The sequence below is a fragment of the Streptomyces sp. NPDC054961 genome, from assembly GCF_053609145.1.
Genome location: NZ_JBSGWY010000013.1, coordinates 29,380 through 50,161 on the forward strand (window position 1 = coordinate 29,380; position 20,782 = coordinate 50,161).

Here is a 20,782-nt window from a genome sequence, read left to right on the forward strand (position 1 = left end):
ACGTCTCTATTCGGGAGTCGATTCGAGGGCGTGGCCCACGAGGATCAGCAGGGATTCCAGCACCGTGCCCCGGCGCCGCGCGTCCATGATCACGACGGGCACGGTGTCCGGTATGGTCAGCGCCTCCCGCACGTCGTCCGGCGCGTACGAACGCGTGCCCTCGAAGTGGTTGACGGCGACGGTGTACGGCAGCCCGCAGCTCTCGAAGTAGTCGAGTGCCGGGAAGCAGTCGCGCAGCCGGCGCGTGTCGGCGAGCACGATCCCGCCGATGGCTCCCCGCACCAGGTCGTCCCACATGAACCAGAAGCGCTCCTGGCCCGGGGTCCCGTACACGTACAGGACGAGGTCGTCGTCGAGCGTGACGCGCCCGAAGTCCATGGCGACGGTGGTGGTGTGCTTGTCCGGGGTCGCGGACAGGTCGTCGGTCGGGACGCTGGCCTCGGTCATCAGCGCTTCGGTACGCAGCGGCGGGATCTCGGAGACGGAACCGACGAAGGTCGTCTTGCCCACCCCGAAGCCGCCCGCCACCAGCACCTTCACGGCGACGGGCGCGCGCGAGCGGTCGTACTGCCAGGGCTGTACGGGCTCGGAGAAGAGGCCGGTTTCAGAGACGGCGGAGCCCACTGAGCACCCTTTCGAGCAGCGCGCGGTCGGGGCGGCCGTTGCCGTGCCCGGTCCCGTAGACGCGGATCCTTCCCTGGTCGGCGAGATCGCTGACGAGGACGCGCACCACGCCCAGCGGCAGCTTCAGCAGCGCGGCGACCTCGGCGATCGTGCGCATGCGGCGGCAGATCTCGACGATCGCCGGCATCTCGGGCATCCGGTCGGGCTCGCCCGGAGAGGATGCCTTGCTCTCCAGGGCGGCGACGAAGGTCTCGACGTGCAGGACCTGTGCGAAACGCGTCCGGCCGCCCGTGAGGGAGTACGGGCGGACGCGGGCGGGACGGCGGTCGGCTCCGCGTATCGGCAGCCGGTCGGAGGCCGGACTCCTCAAGGGGTGTTCTCCATCGACTGGCGCAGCTCACTGCGGACTTCGGGGGTCAGGACGTGGCCGGCGCGGCCCACGAACAAGGCCATGTGGTAGGCGACGACGCTCATGTCGCAGTCCGGCGTGGCGTGCACTCCGAGGAGCGAGCCGTCGCTGATGGACATGACGAAGACGGAGCCGTGCTCCATCGCCACCATCGTCTGCTTGACCGTGCCGCCGTCCATCAGGGCGGCCGCGCCCGTGGTGAGCGAGCCGAGGCCGGAGACGATGGTCGCGAGGTCGGCGGACGCGCCGCGCGGGCCCGTGGGACGGGCGGGTACGGGTACGGCACCAGCGGGGGGCGTGTCGGGTGCCACCGGGTCGGAGGACAGCAACAGGAGCCCGTCCGAGGAGACGACCGCCACGGAGTTGACCCCGGGCACCTCCTCGACCAGGTCGGTCAGCAGCCACTGAAGGTTGCGGGCCTGGGTGCTCAGTCCGTACGTACTGGGCGCGTTCATGTGCGTGCCTCCTGTGCGGTGTCCCCCCGGTCGGTCTGCCCCTGCTCGTGCGGTCGGTCCTGTGCATGGTCCTGTGCGTGGTCCTGCGAGAGCTCCGCCTCCACGACGCGGCGGCCGTCCTGGGCGCCGCGGTAGAACCCGCCGAGCCGTCGGCGCAGCTCGTCGGCGTCCACGCGGCGCGGCGCGGCGGGTGCGTCGTCCTCGCGCCCGGCGGCCACCACGCGGGGGGTCCGCTTGGGCAGGCCCTTGTCGGTGAGGGGCTCCTGCGCGGATTCCCCCGCCGGGTCCTGGAGCGCGGACGCCTGCTCGGCGGGCACCGGCGCCTGCGCCTGCGCCTGCGGCGGGACCCGGAACACCTGCTCGGCGGGCACCTCGGCCGCGGCCGGGACGCGGAACACCTGATCGGCCGGAGGCAACTGCCCGGCCGGGGGCTCGAACGCCGCCGGAGCGGCCTCCGGCACCACCCGGGCCAACAGCTCCTCGGCCGGAGCGGACACGGCCTCGTGAACGGGCTCGGGTTCGGTGGCGGCCACCAGCTCGGGCTCGGGCTCGACTGCGACCACCGGCTCGGCCGCCGGCTCGGGTACGGCCACCGGCTCGGGCTCGGCTGCGACCGCCGGCCCGGGTACGGATACGGCCGCCGGCTCGCGCTCGGGTGCGGCCTCCGGCGCGGAGGCCTGCGCCGGGGCCGGCTCCGCCGGCAGCGGGGTGGCCGCGTCCGCGGTGGCCTGCGCCCCGCCCTGCTCCCGCTCCCGCAGCCGCGACGGAATCGTGTTCTCGTTCGCCTCGGCGACCACCCCGGGCAGGTGCAGCGCGTACCCGCCCGGCGTACCCAGGGCGTGGACCGGCGAGGCCGGCGGGGTGGGGGGCAGCAGCGCCGCCGGTACGACGACCAGGGCCTCCGTGCCTCCGTGCTCCGGGGCGCGCAGCTCCGCCGTCACCGCGTGCCGGGCCGCGAGCCGCCCGGCCACGTACAGCCCGAGGCCCAGGCCGTGTTCCGACTCCGGTTCCTCGTCGTACGCCTCCGGCGCGACCAGCCGGGCGTTGAGCGCCTCCAGCCGGTCCCCGGCGACGCCGATGCCCTCGTCCACGACGGACAGCACCACGTCACCGGAGTCCAGCAGCCGGCCCGACACCTTCACCTTGACGTCCGGCGGCGAGAAGGTCGTCGCGTTCTCCAGCAGTTCCGCGAGCAGGTGCGAGATGTCGTCGGCGGCGTGCCCGGCGACCTGCGTGTACGAGGGCAGCACCCCGAGGTCGACCCGCTCGTAGCGCTCGATCTCGCTGACCGCCGCGCGCATGACGTCGACCATCGGCACCGCCGCGCCCTGTCCGTGGCCGTGTTCCTGACCGGCGAGGACGAGCAGGTTCTCGTTGTGGCGGCGCATCACGGTCGCCAGGTGGTCGAGCTTGAAGAGGGTGGAGAGACGGTCAGGGCACTGCTCCTGCGACTCCAGCTCCTCGATGACCTCGAGTTGGCGCTCGACGAGCCCGAGGGTCCGCAGCGACAGCGACACGGACGTGGCCGACATGACGCGGCGGTGTTCCTCCTGCCCCGCCCGCAGCTGCGCGAGTTCGTCCTCCAGGGCCTCGCGTCCCGTGGCGAGCGCCTCGTTGCGGCCGATGAGGCGGCGCCGGTCGGCGTCGAGCCCGGCGATCCGGGTGTGCAGGGAGACCGTCTGGTCCCGTACGGCGTTGAGGTGGCGCACGACCTCGGCGAACTCGTCGTTGCGGCCGGTGAACCGGACCGGCTCCACCGAGCCCTCGGGCGTCGCCAGCCGCGCGGCGCCGCGCCGCAGGACCGACAGCGGCCGGGTCAGCGAGCGGGCGACGGCCGTGGCGACGCCGACGGTGACCAGGAACAGCACGCCGAGGAAGGCCAGCAGGCCCTCCAGCGCGGTGACGTCGTCGTCCCGCAGGGTGGCGAGAGCGGTGGCCCGCTGGGCCGCGAGGGTGGCCTCGACCGAGCGCATCCGGTCCACGCGGGCGGTGAGGGACGAGCCGACGGTGCCGGCGTCGAGCTTGCGGTCGGCGGCGGAGAGCGTCGGCCGGTCGGTGAGGCGCTTGAGGTAGTCGTCGGCCGTCTTGACCTCGGGCCCGGTGACGGTGGCAGCGAGGGTCTGGCGCACGTCGGGGCGCGCGGCCCGCGCGAAGTCGTCGAGGGCGCCCTGCTCCCGCACCCGCGCCCGCTGGGCGGCGGTGGTGAGCTCGTCGACGACGGCGGAGCCCGGGGCCTGGTCGCCGCGCGGGACGGACAGCCCGGCCAGCAGCAGTCCGCGGGTGGCGGAGGCCTGTTCCACGGCCTGGTCGAGGGGGGCCAGCGGCCGGGCCGTGACGAGGGCGTCCTCGGCGCGGGGCGGCGTCAGTTCGGCGAGCCGGCCGCCGGGGGCGAGGAGTTCGGCGATGACCCCGGAGTAGGACTGGTGGGCGGCGAGGGCGCTGCCCTTGCCGTCCACGGCCTCGGTGCGCACGGCGCGGACCCGGCCCAGCGTGCGGGCGAGCTCCTCGTCGGCCTCGGACCGGACCTCGGCGAGCTGGCGGTCGGTGCCGGCGGCGCGGTCCCGGACGGCGGACTGGGCGGCGCCGGGGCGGCCCTTGGCCACGTACTCGGTGACGGCGTCGCGCTCGTCGCCGAGGAGGTGGGCGAGCGTGAGCGTCTGCCGGCTCTGCTCGGCCAGGTTGACCAGGTGCTGGGAGTCCTTCAGGTCCGCCGAGGCGGAGAGGACGGCGGGCGCCCCGGCGCCGAGGACGGCGAGTCCGGCCACGGCGACACCGATGACCAGCCTGCTGCGCACGCGGACGCGGCGCCCCGCGGGGAGCCCGGCGGCGGCAGGGGCTGGTCGGTCGGGTGCGGTGCCGTCGGGTGCGGTGCCGTTCGCGACGGAGCCGTTCTTCCGAGGCCGCTTCTTCTGCACCGGTGCTCGCAATCCTGTACGTGTGCTGCTCGTGCTCGTCTACTCGTGTGGCCGAGGTAACGGCCGGTCAACAAGTAAACGTCTCCCGCCCCGCCCGTCCCGCTGCGTTGTACGACGTACCGCTTCAGACCTTCGCAGTGCGCCGGGATGAGAGCCGCACATCACCCACCCGGCCACACGAAGGAGTGAACAGCACGGACGAGTTGGCGGCCAACTCGGCAAACCGGCGTCAGAGCCCGTCCGTGGACGGTTGGTTGAAAGATCGATGCGGCTTTTGGCAGGATGTCCGCCCGCATACCGGCGGTCACCCCACCGGCCACGGGGATTCTCCCTCGCCCCGCCCGCCCTGCCGTGGTCCGCACTTTCCCCGGGCCGCACCGTCCCTGGGGGGCTCCTCGCGGGCAGTATGTCCGTATGCGCATCGATCTCTCCTCCGCCCCCGGCCGTCCGGAACGCCCCAACGAGGACTGGGTGTCGGCCGCGACCACCGGGTCGGGCGGCGGGGTCCTGGTCGCCCTGGACGGGGTCACCCCGCCGCCCGGTGACGTCGGCTGCGCGCACGGGCTCCCCTGGTTCACGTCCCGCCTCGGCGGCCGATTGACCGAACTGTCCGGATCGCTCCGGGACATGCCGCTGGCGGGCGTCCTCGCGCGGGCCATCGCCGCCACCGCCGACGAGCACCGCGACACGTGTGACCTTTCTCACGTCCGGACGCCGCAGGCCACGGTGGTCCTGGTCCGCTGGGACGGGTCCTGGGTCGAGCACCTGGTGCTGTCCGACTCCGTGCTCCTCCTCCAGGCCCCCGGGGGCGAGGTGCGCGCGGTCCTGGACGACCGCCTGGACCGGATCCCGCGCGAGCGGCTGCGCACGGAGGCCTCGGCGGACGAGCTGCGCAATGCCGAGGGCGGCTTCTTCACGGCCGCCGCGGACCCGGCGGTGGCGGCCCGCGCGGTGACCGGGCGCACGCCGCGGGCCGGGGTCCGGGCGCTGGCGGCGCTCACGGACGGGGCGAGCCGGTGGACGGACACCTTCGGGGAGGGCGACTGGGCCGCGTGCATGGGGGTGCTGCGCAAGGAGGGCGCCCGGTCGCTGATCGAGCGCGTGCGCGCCCTGGAGACGGACCCGGAGCGCCCGCACGGGCGCGGCAAGCGGCACGACGACGCGTCGGCGGCGTACGCGGAGCTGTAGACGCGGTCCGCTCGGGGCACCGGGCACGGAAGCGCGGGGTGTGGAGCAGGGGCCGCCCCGCTCCTACTCCGCGCTCGCGTTCAACTGGTGCAGCAGCCGTGCCAGTTCGGCGACTTCCCCCCGGTCCCAGTCGGCGAGTCTGCGCATGTACCGCTCGCGCCGGGCGCCCCGGACCCGCAGGAACCGCACCCGCCCCTCCTCGGTGAGCCCGACCAGGAAGGCCCTGCCGTCGGCCGGGTCCGGCTCGCGGGCCACCAGGCCCAGCACCTCCAGGGCCCGCAGCTGCCGGCTCATCGTGGCCTTGCCGACCCCGAAGTACGCGGCGAGCTCGGTCGCCCGCTGCCGGCCGGCGGCCTCCAGGCGCACGAGGAGCCCGTACGCGGCCGGTTCCAGATCCGGGTGCAGGGCGCGCGCCATCTCCCCGGAGGAGGCGCGGGCGCGGCGGAGCAAGACCGACAGCTCCCGCTCCAGGGCAAGGAACTCCTGGTCTTCGCTCCCGTGCACGTACGGCTCCTTCGTGGTGTGTGGAGCACCAGTATTTCGCAGCGGGCGCACCGGGGGCCCGGGGCCCCGCCGGAGCGGGATCCCGGGCCCTGGCGGAGCCCGCGGCGCCTTCGGATCGTGCGTCCCGATCCCCCGGGGGGATCAGGCGGCGGCCGGCACCGCCACCCTGTCGGGGACGAGGGCCAGCTCCAGCACCTGGCGCACGTCCGTGACCGGGTGCACCTCCAGCCCTTCCAGCACTTCGGCCGGGACGTCGTCCAGGTCGGCCTCGTTGCGCTTCGGGATGATGACGGTGGTCAGCCCGGCCCGGTGCGCCGCGAGCAGCTTCTGCTTGACCCCGCCGATCGGCAGCACCCGGCCGGTCAGCGAGACCTCGCCCGTCATGGCCACGTCCGTACGGACCTGCCGGCCGGACAGCAGCGAGGCCAGCGCCGTCGTCATCGTGATGCCCGCGCTCGGGCCGTCCTTGGGCACCGCGCCCGCCGGGAAGTGGATGTGGACGCCCCGGTCCTTCAGGTCGGCGACCGGGAGCTCCAGTTCCGCGCCGTGCGAGCGCAGGAAGCTGAGGGCGATCTGCGCCGACTCCTTCATCACGTCACCCAGCTGCCCGGTGAGCGTGAGCCCGGCGGCGCCCGTCTCCGGATCGGCCAGCGAGGCCTCGACGAACAGGACGTCCCCGCCCGCCCCGGTCACGGCGAGGCCGGTGGCCACGCCGGGCACCGCGGTGCGCCGCTCGGCCGGGTCCTGCGCGGACTCCGGGACGTGGTGCGGCCGCCCGATGAGCGCCCGCAGGTCGCCGGCGCCGATCCGGTACGGCAGCTCCCGCTCGCCCAGCTCGTGCTGGGAGGCCACCTTGCGCAGCAGCCGGGCGAGGGAGCGCTCCAGGGTGCGCACGCCCGCCTCGCGGGTGTACTCCCCGGCCAGCTTGCGCAGCGCGTCCTCCTCCAGGACCACTTCCTCGGCACCGAGGCCGGCGCGCTCCAGCTGACGGGGCAGCAGGTGGTCGCGGGCGATGACCACCTTCTCGTCCTCGGTGTAGCCGTCGAGGCGCACCAGCTCCATGCGGTCGGCGAGGGCCTCGGGGATGGCTTCCAGCACGTTCGCCGTCGCGAGGAACACGACGTCGCTCAGGTCCAGTTCCACCTCCAGGTAGTGGTCCCGGAAGGTGTGGTTCTGGGCGGGGTCGAGGACCTCCAGCAGCGCCGCCGCCGGGTCGCCGCGGAAGTCGGATCCGACCTTGTCGATCTCGTCGAGCAGTACGACCGGGTTCATGGACCCGGCCTCCTTGATGGCCCGGACGATCCGGCCGGGCAGGGCGCCCACGTACGTGCGCCGGTGTCCGCGGATCTCGGCCTCGTCGCGCACGCCGCCGAGGGCCACGCGGACGAACGTGCGGCCCATGGCGTGGGCCACGCTCTCGCCCAGCGAGGTCTTGCCGACTCCCGGCGGCCCGACGAGGGCCAGCACGGCCCCGCCGCGGCGGCCGCCGACCACGCCCATGCCGCGCTCTGAACGCCGCTTGCGCACGGCGAGGTACTCGGTGATCCGCTCCTTCACGTCGCTCAGCCCGGCGTGTTCGGCGTCGAGGACCGCGCGGGCTCCCCGGATGTCGTACGCGTCCTCGGTCCGCTCGTTCCAGGGCAGTTCGAGGACGGTGTCCAGCCAGGTCCGGATCCAGGACCCCTCGGGGGACTGGTCGCTGGAGCGCTCCAGCTTGTCGACTTCCTTGAGCGCGGCCTCCCGCACCTTCTCGGGGAGGTCGGCGGCCTCGACCCGGCTGCGGTAGTCGTCGGACTCCTCGCCCTCCTTCTCGCCGCTGAGCTCGCGGAGTTCCTTGCGCACGGCGTCCAGCTGACGCTTGAGCAGGAACTCGCGCTGCTGCTTGTCGACCCCGTCCTGCACGTCCTTGGCGATGGACTCGGCGACGTCCTGCTCGGCGAGGTGGTCGCTGAGGGCCTTGACGGCGAGGCGGAGCCGGGCCACCGGCTCGGCGGTCTCCAGCAGCTCCACCTTCTGGGCGGTGCTCAGGAACGGCGAGTACCCGGAGTTGTCCGCGAGGGCGCCGACGCCCTCGATCTGCTGCACCCGGTCCACGACCTGCCAGGCGCCGCGCTTCTTGAGCCAGCTGGTGGCGAGCGCCTTGTACTCGGTGACGAGCTCGGCGACGGCTCCGGGCAGCGGGTCCGGGACGCTCTCGTCCACGGTCTCGCCCTCGACCCACAGGGCGGTCCCGGGCCCGGTGGTCCCGGCCCCGATGCGGACCCGTCCGCGTCCCCGGATCAGCGCCCCGGGGTCCCCGTCGGAGAGCCGCCCCACCTGCTCGACGGTGCCCAGCACCCCGGTGCCCGTGTACTTCCCGTCGACGCGCGGGACGAGCAGCACCCGCGGCTTCCCCGTCCCGGCGGCGGCCTGAGCGGCCTCCACGGCCCCTCGCACCTCCGCGTCGGACAGGTCCAGCGGAACCACCATTCCCGGCAGTACGACCTCGTCGTCGAGCGGCAGTACGGGCAGAGTGAGCGTTACGGACGTCGAAGCCATGATCTTCCCTCCGGCAGTGAAGTTGAGCTATGCCGACTCAATGCACGTGCGCCCCCCAATGTTCCCCAACCCCCGTTCGCCGGGGGCGAACAGGGGTCGGCGGGTCACCCGGGCCTGCGGACACGAAGGGAAGATCCCGGGCCGGGGGCCAGCCGGAGCGGCCGGCCCGGAGCCGCGCCGCGGAGCCGCGCCGCGGAGTTACACCGCGGAGATCCGGATGTCGCCCGAGGTGGTCCTCGCCGAGAGGCGCGCGGTGGCGGAGGGGTCGGCGGGGAGCGTGATCTCGCGCTCGCCGGCATCGGTGGACGCCTCGATCCCGTACGGGGCCGACGGCACCTTGATCCGGGCCTCGCCCGAGCTGGTCTCCACCGCGACCGAGGCCGGCGCCTTCGTGAAGGCGAGGCGTACGTCGCCGGACTCGGAGCGGGCCTCGGCGCTCGGGCCGGCCAGGCCCTTGCCGGTGACCGAGCCCGAGGTGGTGCTGATCTTCAGCGGGCCGGCGATGCGGTCCGCTCCGACCGACCCGGAGGAGGTCCGTACGTCGGCCGCGGCCACACCCGTCACCCTGATGTCGCCGCTGCTGCTCTCGAGCCTGACCGTGGCGGAGGCGGGGACCTCCAGGCGGTAGTCGATGGAACACCGGCGGGAGCAGTCGCCGTTGGTGAAGCTCAGCACGCCGCCGGAGACCTGATGGGCCGGCACGGGCTCGGCGCCGCCCCGGTAGCGGATGGTGCGGTGGACGGTGACGCCCGGTCCGCTCCCGGGGGTGACCTCGATGGTGCCGCTCCGCGCGTCCGACACGTCGACGGCGGTGACGGCCTCGGTGACGGTCGCGTCGGCGTTCACCGTCTTGTGCCGCCCGCCGCCTATGCCGGCGGCGGGGCCGAGGGAGCACCCCGTCAGCAGCAGGCCGGCCGCGAGGGCCGCACCCATGACGGCCGTTCGGGTGGCGGCGGTGGCGGTGCGCGGAGTCCTCTTCGTCGTCATGTGTTCGATCCTGCCGGTCCCGGACCCCTTCGGGCATGGGGCCCGTGCCCGAGTCCTGGTGGGGCTAACCCCCGCAACGGGACGGCTCCGGCTCCGGCTCCGGCTCCGGCTCCGGGCAGGATCCCGCCGGGCCCGGCGGGATCCGGAAGGGACGGCCTACGCGCCGGTCACGACGGGCCGGTCCGGGGACGGCACGCCCCACTCGCTCCAGGAGCCGTCGTACACCGCGAGCCGGTCGTAGCCGGCGAGGCCCGCGCCCAGCGCGAGCACGCAGGCCGTGACCCCGGATCCGCAGCTGAAGTACAGCCGCTCCCGCTCCCCCGCCACCGCCTCGAAGGCTTCGCGCAGTTCCGCGGCCGGGCGCATCAGGCCCGCGGAGTCCTGGAGTTCCCCGAAGGGAAGGCTGAGCGCGCCCGGCATGTGGCCGCCGCGCAGGCCGGGCCGGGGTTCGGGGGCGGTGCCGGCGAAGCGCTCGCGGGTACGGGCGTCGAGCACGGCGGCGGCCGGATCGGCCAGGGCCGCCGTGACGGCGGCGGCGTCCACCAGCAGTCCGGCGCGGGGACGGGCCGTGAAGGAGCCGCGCGGGCCCCCGTACGCCGCCGCCTGATCCTCCACCGGCAGACCGGCGGCGCGCCACGCGGGGAGCCCGCCGTCGAGGACGGCGACCCGGTCGAAGCCCATGGCGCGCAGCATCCACCAGGCGCGGGCGCTGGAGTAGACGCCGGCGCCGTCGTACGCGACGACCGTGCTGGTGTCGTCGACGCCGAGCTCGCGCATCGCCTCGGCGAACGCGTCGGGGCCGGGCATGGTGTGCGGGGCCGCGGCACCGTGGTCGGACAGGGCGCCGTCGAGGTCGAAGGGCCGGGCGCCCGGGATGCGGTGGTCCGCGTCGCGGTGGCCGCCGACGGAGGCGTCGAAGACGACCAGTCCGGGTGCGCCGAGGCGCGCCGCGAGCCACTCGGCGCCGACCAGCGGACCGGGCGGCGCGAGCGGGTCCGCGGTCCCGTCCTCGGACGTGCTCGCGTGCGCGTGCGTACGGGTACGGGCTGCTGCGGTCATGCGCCACCTCCGGCAGAGTCGACGACGGGCCCTGCGCTGCGGCGGCCCCCCTGCGCCCCATCCTCCTACGGGCAGCCGCCCGGACGGGCGAAGAGGGCCACGCGGGCGCCGTGGACCCGCTCGACCGCGCACAGGTCGAAGGAGGAGACGAGCGTCTGGCGTTTCACCGCCTCGGCCGGGTCCCCGTCGAGCGGCTGGCCCACCGGGTCCAGCAGGGCCACCACCCGCTCGGTGGCCGGGTCCAGCAGGGCCTCGCGGATCCCTTCCGGCGTCCGCTCCACCCCCTGGAGGCTCCGCGAGGCCGCCGGGGTGCGGGCCAGGGCGAGGTCGCGCAGGGAGCCGTAGACCTCCGGCGAGGAGAGCAGCCAGGCGCGCCGCCGCGAGGGGAGGAAGAGCACGGCGTCGCCCGGCCGCGCGAGCGCGCGGACGGTCGCCGCCACGGCGAGGGCGTCGTCCTTGCGGCTCTCGGGGGTGCGCAGCCACGCGGACCAGAACCCGAGCGGGACGAGGAGCGCGCCGACCAGCAGCCACGGCCACCAGCAGCCCCGCACCCCGCCCCGGACCGCCGCCAGCCGGACCCCCGCGAGGAGGGCGAGGCCGGCGAGCGCGTAGAGCACGTACCGGTCGACGTACCAGGGGTGCACCAGCGAGACCGCGAGGAGCAGACCGGGCGGCAGCAGCGCGAGCGGCAGGGCCACGCGGACGAGTTCCCGCGCGGCCCCCCTGGCGAGGAGCAGCGAGGCGGCCGCGAGCACCCCGTACGCCGCCCAGTCCTGCCAGCTCGGCCGTCCGAGCCAGCCCAGCTGCTGCTGCGCCTGGCGCGCGCTGACCAGGGCGAGCGGCAGCAGTCCGGCGGCCACGGCGCCGGCCGCGAGGCGCCAGCCGCGCGAGCGGTGGGCGGCGAAGGCGTGCGCGGGCAGGGCCAGCACGGCGAACTCGTGCAGCCAGCAGCCCAGCAGCAGGACCACGGCGTAGGCGGCCCAGCGCTCGCGCAGCATCAGGTAGGTGGCCCAGACGACGGCGGCGGCGACCAGGGCGTACGAGCGCCCCTCCTGGGCGTACATCTGCACGGGCGGGAGCACGGCGTAACCCAGCCCGGCGAGGAGCGCGGCCCGCTCGGGCCGGTCCGTGGCCAACCGGTGCGCGAGGGCGGCCACTCCGGCGGCGGCGAGGGCGGTGGCGGCCACGGACGGCAGGCGCAGGGTCCACAGGCCGTCCCCGCCGACGCCGAACACCGCGCGCATCAGCAGGTAGTAGAGGCCGTGCACGGCGTCGACCCGGCCCAGCAGTTCCCACAGCTCGCCGGGCGGCCGGTGGGCGACCTGCCAGGTGACGGATTCGTCGCGCCACATGGAGCCGCCGCGCGGGAGGCCCCACAGGCCGAGTGCGAGGGCGGCGAGCGGCGGCAGCCAGCGCCAGGGGGCGAAGCGGCTGATGTCTGCCTCCGGGTGCTATCCGTACGGGTGGTGCGGACTCCATACTCGGGGTTCGAGCCGGATACCTACGGGGTGGGGCATGCGAACACGTGGATGGCGGGTCGGTCCGGTGGCCGCGACCGCGGTCTTGGTCCTGGCTTCGGCACTGGGCGCGTGTTCGTCCGACGGGTCCGGGGACGGGGCTTCACCGGGGCCGGCCGAGAGCACCGGTTCCGGGGCGAGCGCGGGCGCGGGCGACGGGTCCGGGGCGCCCTCGGCGACGGCCACGCCCTCCCCCGGTCAGAGCCAGAGTCCCACGGCCCCCGCTCCGAATCCCTCCGCGAGTCCCCCGGCGTCCGTGCCCGCGCCCACCGGCTCGGAGCCGGACGCCGGCGCGACGCTCGTCGCGGTCACCCGCAGCGGCGGGATCACGGGCAAGACGAGCACCCTGGTCATCAAGGGTGACGGAACCTTCCTGAGGCTGGACGCGAAGGCCGTGACGGTCGACCGCGACAAGCTCACGGCGGCCGCCCTCGCGAAACTGCGCACCGCCCTGCGGAACGCGGACTTCGCCCGCCTGCCCCGGATCTCGACCCCCGACCGGCCGGTCGTCGACGCGTTCACCTACGCCTTCCGGCACGACGGCTACGAGGTGGCCGCCGCCCAGACCACCCTGCCGGCGCCGCTGGGGGACGTCCTGGACGCCCTGCCGGCCTTCGAACCGCGCTGACGGACCGGGCCGAGGCGGCACGTCGAGGACGTGCACGAGGCCGTCGCCGCCGGGTACGGGGACCTCGTGTCCGGCCCCGCCGGGCCGGACCTGGCGGCGTCGTGGCGAAAACCACACATCCGGAACCCGTCATAGCCGCAGGCCGAACGCTCCTCTACGCTGCACCCCTATCACGCGGGATCTTCAGGGGCGGGACATGGAACAGACGCACACCACCCACAACGGCGCCGCGGCCACCCCGGGCGCCCAGCGCCGGGTACTCGTCGTCGAGGACGACCACACCATCGCCGAGGCCATCGCGGCCCGGCTGCGCGCCGAGGGCTTCCAGGTGCAGACGGCCTCCGACGGCCCGGCCGCGGTCGCCGCTGCCGAGAGCTGGCTGCCGGAGCTGCTGGTCCTGGACATCATGCTGCCGGGCTTCGACGGCCTGGAGGTCTGCCGCCGGGTCCAGGCCCAGCGCCCGGTCCCGGTGCTGATGCTCACCGCCCGGGACGACGAGACCGACCTGCTCGTCGGCCTCGGGGTCGGCGCCGACGACTACATGACGAAGCCCTTCTCGATGCGCGAGCTGGCCGCGCGGGTCCACGTCCTGCTGCGCCGGGTGGAGCGGGCCACCCTGGCCGCGCACGCCCCGCGCGGGGCCACGCTGCGGCTGGGCGATCTGGAGATCGACCACGCGCAGCGCCGGGTACGGGTGCACACCGAGGACGTGCACCTGACGCCGACCGAGTTCGATCTGCTGGTGTGCCTGGCCGGCACGCCGCGGGCGGTGCTCTCGCGGGAGCAGCTCCTGGCCGAGGTGTGGGACTGGGCCGACGCGTCCGGGACCCGTACGGTCGACAGCCACATCAAGGCCCTGCGCCGGAAGATCGGCGCGGAGCGGATCCGTACGGTCCACGGCGTCGGGTACGCCCTGGAGACCCCGGCGCAGCCGTGAGCGGGCACCGGCCGCCGGGGCAGCGGCCTCCCGGAGGTCAGCGGCCTCACGGAGGGCTGCGGCCCTTCTCGCCGTTCTCGATCAAGACGAAGCTGGGCACGCTCGTCGTGGTGTCGGTGTTCATCACCACCGGCCTGCTGATGGTGGCGATGCGCACGGCCACCGAGGTCCGCTTCATCACGGTGTTCTCGGTGATCGCCTCGATGCTGATCACCCAGTTCGTGGCGCACAGCCTGACGGCGCCGCTGGACGACATGACCACGGTGGCGCGGGCGATATCGCACGGGGACTACACGCGCCGGGTGCGCGAGGCCGGCCGCCGGGACGAGCTGGGCGACCTGGCCTCCACGATCAATCTGATGGCGGACGACCTGGAGGCGGTGGACCGGCACCGCAAGGAGCTCGTGGCCAACGTCTCGCACGAGCTGCGCACCCCGATCGCGGCCCTGCGCGCGGTGCTGGAGAACGTGGTGGACGGGGTCTCCGCCGCCGATCCCGAGACCATGCGGACGGCGCTGAAGCAGACCGAGCGGCTCGGCCGCCTGGTGGAGACCCTGCTGGACCTGTCCCGGGTGGACAACGGGGTGGTGCCGCTGCGGGCCCGCCGCTTCGAGGTGTGGCCGTACCTGTCGGGGGTGCTGAAGGAGTCGGGGCTGGCCGCGGCCGGCCGGCCGGGCCTGACCTCCGGCTCGGGCGGGCACACCCGCAACGACGTCCACCTCCACCTGGACGTGTTCCCGGCCGACCTGACGGCCCACGCGGACGCCGAGCGGCTGCACCAGGTGGTGGCGAACCTCATCGACAACGCGGTCAAGCACAGCCCGCCGCACGGCCGGGTCACCGTCCGCGCACGGGCGGGCGAAGGACTCGGGGGCCTGGAGCTGGAGGTCAGCGACGAGGGTCCGGGCATCCCGGAGGAGGAGCGGCACCGGGTCTTCGAGCGGTTCAACCGGGGCAGCGCGAGGGGCGGCGACGGCGGGACCGGGCTGGGCCTGGCCATCGCCCGCTGGGCCGTCGGGCTGCACGGGGGGCACATCGGGGTGGCCGAATCGTCCCGGGGCTGCCGCATCCTCGTCACGCTTCCGGGCAGCTCACAGGCGCCGGGTTGACGTAGGGTTCGAGTGGGAAGGACATGATCTCGGCCACACGCGCCGAGGTCCGTCAGGGGTGCGAAGCCAGGGGGCCGCAACCACGGTGCCTCCTGCCCGAACCACGCTTGTTTCCCGCCATTCCTAGCGGTGAAACCCGCCGTTCGATGTGACCTACGCGACGGAAGTACCGCCCGGTCTGCATCACACGGTCCGGGAGGCGTAGCCTTTATTCCCGCTGTCCATACCTTGTGAAGCGGAAGAGGGCGGTTGCCGCCGTGTCGCCACAGTCCCCCAGTAACTCGAGCACCACGACCGAAGCAGGAGGGAGCGGGAAGAACCCCGCCCCAGGCTTCGGCGCCAATGAGTGGCTCGTCGACGAGATCTACCAGCAGTACCTCCAGGACCCCAACTCGGTCGACCGGGCCTGGTGGGACTTCTTCGCCGACTACAAGCCGGGGGGCGCTGCCGCTCCGGTGAAGGCGGATAAGCCCTCGGAGAAGCCGACTCCCCCCGCCGCGACGACGGACGGCGCCTCCGCACAGGCCGCCGCCCCCGTCACCGCCGCATCGCCGCAGGCGCCCGTCGCCGCCGCCACGGGGGCGGCGAGCGCCACGCCCGCAGCCCCCGCCGCGGCGGCCACGACGCCGGCGCCAGCTCCTGCCCCTGTACCTGCCACCCCCTCTGGTGCCCCTGCTGTGACTGTCACCTCCCAGGCCCCGGCCGCCGCACCGGCCGCGCCCGCCCCTCAGGCATCGGCCCCGGCCGCCGCCCCCGCTCCCGTAGCCCCCCAGAAGGCCGCGCCCGCCACCGAGGCCCCTGCCGGCCCCGAACTGGTGACGCTCCGCGGCCCGGCGGCTGCCGTGGTCAAGAACATGAACGCCTCGCTGGAAGTGCCGACGGCCACATCCGTCCGCGCCGTCCCGGTGAAGCTGCTGTTCGACAACCGCATCGTCATCAACAACCACCTGAAGCGCGCCCGGGGCGGGAAGATCTCCTTCACCCACCTCATCGGCTACGCGATGGTGCAGGCCATCAAGGCCATGCCGTCGATGAACCACTCCTTCGCGGAGAAGGACGGCAAGCCGACCCTGGTCAAGCCGGAGCACATCAACTTCGGCCTCGCGATCGACCTGGTGAAGCCCAACGGCGACCGCCAGCTCGTCGTCGCCGGCATCAAGAAGGCCGAGACCCTCAACTTCTTCGAGTTCTGGCAGGCCTACGAGGACATCGTCCGCCGGGCCCGCATCGGCAAGCTGACGATGGACGACTTCACGGGCGTCACCGTCTCGCTGACCAACCCCGGCGGCCTGGGCACCGTCCACTCCGTGCCCCGCCTGATGCCCGGACAGTCGGTCATCATGGGCGTCGGCTCGATGGACTACCCCGCCGAGTTCCAGGGCACCTCCCAGGACACCCTGAACAAGCTGGGCATCTCCAAGGTCATGACCCTGACCTCGACCTACGACCACCGGGTCATCCAGGGCGCGGCCTCCGGCGAGTTCCTGCGCGTCGTCGCGAACATGCTGCTCGGCGAGAACGGCTTCTACGACGACGTCTTCGAGGCGCTGCGCATCCCGTACGAGCCGGTCCGCTGGCTCCGGGACATCGACGCCTCGCACGACGACGACGTCACGAAGGCCGCCCGCGTCTTCGAGCTGATCCACTCCTACCGGGTCCGCGGCCACGTCATGGCCGACACCGACCCGCTGGAGTACAAGCAGCGCAAGCACCCCGACCTCGACATCACCGAGCACGGCCTCACCCTGTGGGACCTGGAGCGCGAGTTCGCGGTCGGCGGCTTCTCCGGCAAGTCGATGATGAAGCTCCGCGACATCCTCGGCGTCCTGCGCGACTCCTACTGCCGCACCACCGGCGTCGAGTTCATGCACATCCAGGACCCGAAGCAGCGCCGCTGGATCCAGGACCGCATCGAGCGCCCGCACACCAAGCCGGAGCGCGAGGAGCAGCTGCGCATCCTGCGCCGGCTGAACGCGGCGGAGGCCTTCGAGACCTTCCTGCAGACGAAGTACGTCGGCCAGAAGCGCTTCTCGCTGGAGGGCGGCGAGTCCGTCATCCCGCTGCTCGACGCCGTCATCGACTCGGCCGCCGAGGCCCGCCTCGAAGAGGTCGCGATCGGCATGGCCCACCGCGGCCGCCTGAACGTCCTGGCGAACATCGTCGGCAAGTCGTACGCGCAGATCTTCCGCGAGTTCGAGGGCAACCTCGACCCGAAGTCCATGCACGGCTCCGGCGACGTCAAGTACCACCTGGGCGCCAACGGCACCTTCACGGGCCTGGACGGCGAGCAGATCAAGGTCTCGCTCGTCGCGAACCCCTCGCACCTGGAGGCGGTGGACCCGGTCCTGGAGGGCGTGGTCCGCGCCAAGCAGGACATCATCAACAAGGGCGGCACGGACTTCACGGTCCTGCCCGTCGCCCTGCACGGCGACGCGGCCTTCGCGGGCCAGGGCGTCGTCGCCGAGACGCTGAACATGTCGCAGCTGCGCGGCTACCGCACCGGCGGCACCGTGCACGTGGTCATCAACAACCAGGTCGGCTTCACCGCCGCCCCGGAGTCCTCGCGTTCCTCGATGTACGCGACCGACGTGGCCCGCATGATCGAGGCGCCGATCTTCCACGTGAACGGCGACGACCCGGAGGCCGTGGTCCGCATCGCGCGGCTCGCCTTCGAGTTCCGTCAGGCGTTCAACAAGGACGTGGTCATCGACCTCATCTGCTACCGCCGCCGCGGGCACAACGAGTCCGACAACCCGGCCTTCACGCAGCCGCTGATGTACGACCTGATCGACAAGAAGCGCTCGGTGCGCAAGCTGTACACCGAGTCCCTCATCGGTCGCGGCGACATCACCCTGGAAGAGGCCGAGCAGGCGCTCCAGGACTTCCAGGGCCAGCTGGAGAAGGTCTTCGCGGAGGTCCGCGAGGCCGCCACGCAGCCCGCGGCCGCCGCGCCGGCCCCGGCCGCCCAGCCCGACTTCCCGGTCGCGGTGAACACCGCGATCTCCCCGGAGGTCGTCAAGCGCATCGCCGAGTCCCAGGTCACCATCCCCGAGGGCGTCACCGTCCACCCGCGTCTGCTGCCGCAGCTGCAGCGCCGCGCGGCGATGATCGACGAGGGCACCATCGACTGGGGCATGGGCGAGACCCTGGCCTTCGGCTCGCTGCTGATGGAGGGCACCCCGGTCCGGCTGTCCGGCCAGGACTCCCGCCGCGGCACGTTCGGCCAGCGCCACGCGGTCCTCATCGACCGGGAGACCGGCGAGGACTACACCCCGCTGCTGTACCTGTCGGACGACCAAGCCCGCTACAACGTCTACGACTCGCTGCTCTCCGAGTACGCGGCCATGGGCTTCGAGTACGGCTACTCGCTGGCCCGCCCGGACGCGCTGGTCCTCTGGGAGGCCCAGTTCGGTGACTTCGTCAACGGCGCGCAGACCGTCGTCGACGAGTTCATCTCCTCGGCCGAGCAGAAGTGGGGCCAGACGTCCGGCGTCACGCTCCTCCTCCCGCACGGTTACGAGGGCCAGGGCCCGGACCACAGCTCCGCCCGCCCGGAGCGGTTCCTGCAGATGTGCGCGCAGGACAACATGACCGTGGCGATGCCCACGCTGCCGTCGAACTACTTCCACCTCCTGCGGTGGCAGGTCCACAACCCGCACCACAAGCCGCTCATCGTCTTCACCCCGAAGTCGATGCTGCGCCTGAAGGCCGCGGCCTCGAAGGCCGAGGAGTTCACGAACGGGTCGTTCCGTCCCGTCATCGGCGACACGCGCGTCTCCTCCGGAGCGGGTGACCCGAACGAGATCCGCAAGGTCGTGTTCTGCGCGGGCAAGGTCTACTACGACCTGGAGGCCGAGCGGGAGAAGCGCGGCATCACCGACACGGCCATCCTGCGCATCGAGCGGCTGTACCCGCTGCCGGGCGCGGAACTCCAGGCGGAGATCGCCAAGTACCCGAACGCGGCGAAGTACATCTGGGCCCAGGAAGAGCCGGCGAACCAGGGTGCGTGGCCGTTCATCGCGCTGAACCTGATCGACCACCTCGACCTGGCGGTCGGCGCGGACATCCCGGCCGGCGAGCGCCTGCGGCGGATCTCCCGCCCGCACGGCTCGTCCCCGGCGGTCGGTTCGGCCAAGCGCCACCAGGCGGAGCAGCAGCTCCTCCTGAGCGAGGTCTTCGGAGCCTGACGGCCCGCTGACCAGGACATCGGAAGGCCCGGCCCCCTCGGGGGGCCGGGCCTTCCGGCATCCTCGGGCGTCCGGGGGCGCCGGGAGCGGCGGGAGCGGCGGGCTCAGCCGGGCCCGGGGGCCGGCAGGCCGGGGTGGGCCTCCCGCCAGGCGGCCCGGGTCCGCTCCACCTCCGCGCGCGCCGCCGCGTACCGGCCGCCCCGCGGCCCCAGACCGTCCATGGACCGTTCGGCCGCGGCCATCGAGCCGACGAAGACCCGTCCCGCGGGCGTGAGTTCCGGGCAGGCCTCGAGGGCCGGCAGCGCCGCCGCCACCTGGGACCGGATCCGCGCGTGCTGCGCCCAGGCGCCCCTGGCTCCGTAGAGCGCGGCGCGCTGCCAGTAGCCCGCCAGTGCCAGATGCGCGTACGCGCCCCGCAGGAGGCCCTCCAGCGGCCGGGGATCGGCCCTCCAGGGGGCCCAGTACCGGGCGGAGCGGTCGGCGGTGTGCAGGGTGACCGCGTGGGCCAGGGCGGCGAGCTTGCCGTGCTGCACCTCGTGGACGAGGGTCGCGGCGAGCGCGGGCGGCGGCTGGGCCCGCGCCAGTACGGAGCCGGCCGCCGCGGGCGGGGCCGCGCCCGCCGCGCGGGAGGTGCCGGACAGCGGGACCAGGGAGCGCAGCAGCCGGCCGGTCTCCTCCGCGCGGGCGGTGTCGTAGCGGCGCATCAGGGTGAGGGCGCCGGCCCACTGGGTGTCCCACCGCTTATGGCCCCTGGGGGTGAGCCGGCGGGCGGCGCGGTCGGCCGCCGAAGCCCGGTACGGGTCGAGGTCGTCCAGTGCGGTGTGCCCGTCGGGGAGCGCGTGCAGGGCCAGCGCGGCGGGGTCGTCCGGGTCCCAGGAGCGCTCGGTGAGGGCGAGCGGGCCGGGCCGGGGCGGGCGCAGCAGCCCGAGGGTGGGCAGGACGAGGCGGCCGTGCACGGGCCGCAGGGTGACCTCGAAGCAGATCCCGGCCCGCAGCCCCGCGGCGGCGGCGAGCGCCCCCAGGTGCGCCACGTCGGGCGGCGGCCCGGAGGGGGTCCGCAGCCGGCGCAGGGTCTCCTCGGCCCATGCTCCGGTGGCCGGATAGTGCACCACGTCGGCCACCGCGCCGGGGTCGCGCCGCCCGGCCTCCTCCAGGAGGGCCCGGTACTCGGCGGCCTCGCCCCCGGGTACCGCGTCGAACACCTCGCCCAGCAGCCCCAGCCGCCGGGTCCGCCGGATGCCGCGCACCAGTGCGGTCCCCTCCGCGGACGGCTCGGTGGACCCGAGGTCCCGCAGTACGCCGTCGTTCGGCTCCGGGTGCCTCATCGCCTCGCCTCCCGCCGTGGACCCTCCATCCCTGCCCGGGGGACGTGCTCCGCGAACGGCGGAAAGCGGTCACGTCCGGGCGCGCCGCCCGGGCGGATTATCCTGGCGGGAAAGACCCGACCACCGCACGGAGCCCGACTTGTACTTCACCGATCGCGGCATCGAGGAGCTGGAGAAGCGGCGCGGCGAGGAGGAGGTCACCTTCGAGTGGCTCGCCGAGCAGCTGCGCACCTTCGTCGACCTGAACCCCGACTTCGAGGTTCCGGTGGAGCGACTCGCCACCTGGCTGGCCCGCCTGGACGACGACGAGGACGAGGACGCCTGAGACCAGGTCCGCTCATGACGAAGGGGGGGGCGGGGGGTGGGGCGGGGGGGGCGGCGAGGGCTTGGCGCGGGGGCG

General features: G+C 74.0%; 16 protein-coding genes. 6 read left to right on the top strand and 10 right to left on the bottom strand.

The features are described from left to right. Window positions 1–6: 6 nt before the first annotated feature. Genes ACWF9Z_RS14630 through ACWF9Z_RS14645 form a run of 4 tightly spaced genes read right to left on the bottom strand, consistent with a single transcriptional unit; the run spans window position 7 to window position 4,403 of the window. Window positions 7–624, bottom strand: a complete 618-nt coding sequence (locus tag ACWF9Z_RS14630; RefSeq protein WP_453601895.1) for a GTP-binding protein — start codon at window positions 622–624, stop codon at window positions 7–9. After that, window positions 605–994, bottom strand: a complete 390-nt coding sequence (locus ACWF9Z_RS14635; protein WP_453601897.1) for a DUF742 domain-containing protein — start codon at window positions 992–994, stop codon at window positions 605–607. Before ACWF9Z_RS14635 ends, ACWF9Z_RS14630 begins: the two co-directional genes overlap by 20 nt. Beyond that, window positions 991–1,488, bottom strand: a complete 498-nt coding sequence (locus tag ACWF9Z_RS14640) for a roadblock/LC7 domain-containing protein (protein WP_453601900.1) — start codon at window positions 1,486–1,488, stop codon at window positions 991–993. The genes ACWF9Z_RS14635 and ACWF9Z_RS14640 overlap by 4 nt, the downstream gene beginning before the upstream one ends. Then, window positions 1,485–4,403: a nitrate- and nitrite sensing domain-containing protein gene (locus ACWF9Z_RS14645; protein ID WP_453601902.1), complete on the bottom strand. Its 2,919-nt coding sequence runs from the start codon at window positions 4,401–4,403 to the stop codon at window positions 1,485–1,487. Before ACWF9Z_RS14645 ends, ACWF9Z_RS14640 begins: the two co-directional genes overlap by 4 nt. A gap of 414 nt (window positions 4,404–4,817) precedes the next feature. On the opposite strand from ACWF9Z_RS14645, the gene ACWF9Z_RS14650 reads away from it, so the two are divergent. Next, the gene (locus ACWF9Z_RS14650) at window positions 4,818–5,591 is read left to right on the top strand and encodes a hypothetical protein (RefSeq protein ID WP_453601905.1); all 774 of its coding nucleotides are present in this window, start codon (window positions 4,818–4,820) and stop codon (window positions 5,589–5,591) included. Between the two features lie 63 nt (window positions 5,592–5,654). Here the strand turns inward: ACWF9Z_RS14650 and ACWF9Z_RS14655 are convergent, their stop codons facing one another. The 5 genes from ACWF9Z_RS14655 to ACWF9Z_RS14675 form a co-directional block, all read right to left on the bottom strand. Then, window positions 5,655–6,095: a MarR family winged helix-turn-helix transcriptional regulator gene (locus ACWF9Z_RS14655; protein WP_453601908.1), complete on the bottom strand. Its 441-nt coding sequence runs from the start codon at window positions 6,093–6,095 to the stop codon at window positions 5,655–5,657. Window positions 6,096–6,236: 141 nt separating this feature from the next. Continuing rightward, complete coding sequence (gene lon / locus ACWF9Z_RS14660; protein ID WP_453601910.1) at window positions 6,237–8,633, bottom strand: endopeptidase La; 2,397 nt, start codon at window positions 8,631–8,633, stop codon at window positions 6,237–6,239. Between the two features lie 198 nt (window positions 8,634–8,831). Next, window positions 8,832–9,620 (bottom strand): DUF4097 family beta strand repeat-containing protein, encoded by a 789-nt coding sequence (locus tag ACWF9Z_RS14665; RefSeq protein ID WP_453601913.1) that lies wholly within the window; start codon window positions 9,618–9,620, stop codon window positions 8,832–8,834. Between the two features lie 156 nt (window positions 9,621–9,776). Further along, window positions 9,777–10,679, bottom strand: a complete 903-nt coding sequence (locus ACWF9Z_RS14670; RefSeq protein WP_453601916.1) for a sulfurtransferase — start codon at window positions 10,677–10,679, stop codon at window positions 9,777–9,779. Window positions 10,680–10,744: 65 nt separating this feature from the next. After that, entirely contained in the window at window positions 10,745–12,031 is a 1,287-nt protein-coding gene (locus ACWF9Z_RS14675) for a glycosyltransferase family 39 protein (protein ID WP_453601919.1), read from the bottom strand. A gap of 421 nt (window positions 12,032–12,452) precedes the next feature. Here ACWF9Z_RS14675 and ACWF9Z_RS14680 point away from each other — a divergent pair, with 421 nt between their 5' ends. The 4 genes from ACWF9Z_RS14680 to ACWF9Z_RS14695 all read left to right on the top strand — a co-directional run bounded on the left by ACWF9Z_RS14680 (window position 12,453) and on the right by ACWF9Z_RS14695 (window position 19,057). After that, a complete protein-coding gene (locus ACWF9Z_RS14680) occupies window positions 12,453–12,824 on the top strand; it encodes a hypothetical protein (RefSeq protein ID WP_453601922.1) in 372 nt (123 codons plus the stop codon). A 196-nt stretch (window positions 12,825–13,020) separates the two neighbouring features. After that, entirely contained in the window at window positions 13,021–13,761 is a 741-nt protein-coding gene (locus ACWF9Z_RS14685) for a response regulator transcription factor (RefSeq protein WP_453601925.1), read from the top strand. Beyond that, the gene (locus ACWF9Z_RS14690) at window positions 13,758–14,870 is read left to right on the top strand and encodes a HAMP domain-containing sensor histidine kinase (protein ID WP_453601928.1); all 1,113 of its coding nucleotides are present in this window, start codon (window positions 13,758–13,760) and stop codon (window positions 14,868–14,870) included. The genes ACWF9Z_RS14685 and ACWF9Z_RS14690 overlap by 4 nt, the downstream gene beginning before the upstream one ends. 257 nt (window positions 14,871–15,127) lie before the next feature. Beyond that, the gene (locus ACWF9Z_RS14695; protein ID WP_453601931.1) at window positions 15,128–19,057 is read left to right on the top strand and encodes a multifunctional oxoglutarate decarboxylase/oxoglutarate dehydrogenase thiamine pyrophosphate-binding subunit/dihydrolipoyllysine-residue succinyltransferase subunit; all 3,930 of its coding nucleotides are present in this window, start codon (window positions 15,128–15,130) and stop codon (window positions 19,055–19,057) included. 104 nt (window positions 19,058–19,161) lie between these two features. On the opposite strand, the gene ACWF9Z_RS14700 is transcribed toward ACWF9Z_RS14695, so the two are convergent. Next, on the bottom strand, window positions 19,162–20,382 hold the full coding sequence (locus ACWF9Z_RS14700) for an aKG-HExxH-type peptide beta-hydroxylase (RefSeq protein WP_453601934.1): 1,221 nt from the start codon (window positions 20,380–20,382) through the stop codon (window positions 19,162–19,164). A 139-nt stretch (window positions 20,383–20,521) separates the two neighbouring features. On the opposite strand from ACWF9Z_RS14700, the gene ACWF9Z_RS14705 reads away from it, so the two are divergent. Next, on the top strand, window positions 20,522–20,707 hold the full coding sequence (locus tag ACWF9Z_RS14705; protein WP_385016505.1) for a DUF6104 family protein: 186 nt from the start codon (window positions 20,522–20,524) through the stop codon (window positions 20,705–20,707). The last annotated feature ends 75 nt before the right edge of the window (window positions 20,708–20,782 follow it).